A 1898-nucleotide genomic window follows, 5' to 3' on the forward strand; every position below is an offset into this window, starting at 1 on the left:
CGAAAAGGGAGCCCGGGTGCTTCCCCGGGCTCCCTGGAGCCGTGTGCCGCCTCGCCACGTCAGGCGGGCGAGCCGTGCACGACGTAGGCGTCCAGCGCGGAAGCAAGGTCCGGCCGGACCCGTGCGCACAGGCGCGTTCCCTCCGGCAGGTGCTCCTCGCTCAGGACCTCGCCGTCGGCGTGGGTCCGGGCGACCAGATCCCCGCGCGTGTAGGGGACCAGCACCTCCACGGTCACTTCCGGCCGCGGCAGGCGCTCCGCGATCCGTTCGAGGAGCGCGGACACACCCTCGCCGGTGCGGGCGGACACCACGACCGCGTCGGGCAGCAGATACCGCAGCCGCACCAGGGACAGCTCGTCGGCCGCGTCCGCCTTGTTGATCACGATCAGCTCGGGCGGCAACGGCTGCGAACGGCTCCGGTTGATCTCCGCCAGCACCTCGTGCACCGCGTTCACCTGCTCCTCGGGAGCGGGGTCGGAACCGTCCACGACATGCACCAGCAGATCGGCGTCCGCGGCCTCGTCGAGCGTCGACCGGAACGCGTCCACCAGCTGGTGGGGCAGGTGCCGGACGAACCCGACCGTGTCGGTCAGCGTGTACGTCCGCCCGTCGGGCGTGCTGGCGCGCCGCGTGGTCGGGTCCAGGGTGGCGAACAGCGCGTTCTCCACCAGTACCCCGGCCCCGGTGATCGCGTTGAGCAGGCTCGACTTACCGGCGTTGGTGTAGCCGACGATGGCCACGCTCGGCACCTCGTTGGCCACCCGCCTGCCGCGCTTGGTGTCGCGGATGGTGTCCATCGCGGCGATCTCGCGGCGCAGCTTGGCCACCCGCTTGTTGATCCGCCGCCGGTCGGTCTCGAGCTTGGTCTCACCCGGGCCACGCAGACCCACACCGCCGTTCGCGCCGCCCGCCCGGCCACCGGCCTGCCGGGACAGCGTTTCGCCCCAGCCGCGCAGCCGCGGGATGAGGTACTGCAGCTGGGCCAGCTCGACCTGCGCCTTGCCCTCCTTGGAGCGCGCGTGCTGGGCGAAGATGTCCAGGATCAGCGCCGTCCGGTCGATCACCTTGACCTTGAGCTTCGCCTCCAGCTGGCGCAGCTGGCCGGGCGAGAGTTCACCGTCGCAGATCACCGTGTCGGCGCCGGTGGAGATCACGATGTCCGCCAGCTCCCTGACCTTGCCCGAGCCGATGTAGGTGGCCGGGTCGGGCCGGTCACGCCGCTGGACGAGGCCCTCCAGCACCTCGGAACCGGCGGTCTCGGCCAGGCGCGCCAGCTCGGCGAGCGAGGCCTCGGACTGCGCCGCGGTGCCTTCGGTCCACACGCCGACCAGCACCACGCGTTCGAGCCGGAGCTGCCGGTATTCGACCTCGGTGACGTCCGCCAGCTCAGTGGACAGTCCCGCGACCCGCCGCAGCGAGACACGGTCCTCGAGTTCCAGCTCGCCGACCGAGGGGTCGTCGCGAAAGTCCGTGTTTGCCGATGTGTGTGTCAGTTCTGTCATCGTCCTTCCATCGTCCCACGGTTCGCGGGAGAAACCGAACTCTTTACCGGCTCGGATAGGTCGCGAGGTAGATCGCGGTGCCCTCGGTGCCCTCCCGGGGCGGCTTCGCCACGTACTCCTCGAACAGGTCGTCAAGCCTGGTGGTGAACTCTTCGAACTCCTCCGGCGAGAGCCGCACGACCAGCCGGGTCTGTTTCAGGTGGCCTGCCGGGACCTCGGTGATCTCCGCGAGGTAGGCCTCGAGCATCGCTTCGGCCAGTTCCTCCCCTATGCCGTCGAGCTGCCAGGAGAGCCCGGTGGAGAGGTACGGGATCTCCTTGGCCCCCCGGTTGCCCCGACGGGCGGGCTGGGGCTCCAGAAAACCCGTTTCCACGAGCTTTCGCACGTGGTGGAGGG

2 protein-coding genes are annotated in these 1898 nt (G+C 70.2%); both read right to left on the reverse strand.

Going from position 1 to position 1898, the window contains the following annotated elements:
• Positions 1-59: 59 nt before the first annotated feature.
• Positions 60-1502, reverse strand: coding sequence for a GTPase HflX (gene hflX / locus FNH05_RS36775; protein WP_144593441.1), 1443 nt, complete (start codon positions 1500-1502; stop codon positions 60-62).
• Positions 1503-1545: 43 nt separating this feature from the next.
• On the reverse strand, positions 1546-1898 hold a 353-nt coding region (locus FNH05_RS36780), incomplete at its 5' end, for an ArsR family transcriptional regulator (RefSeq protein ID WP_144593442.1).

The organism is Amycolatopsis rhizosphaerae (genome assembly GCF_007713715.1).
Lineage (GTDB): Bacteria > Actinomycetota > Actinomycetes > Mycobacteriales > Pseudonocardiaceae > Amycolatopsis_E > Amycolatopsis_E rhizosphaerae.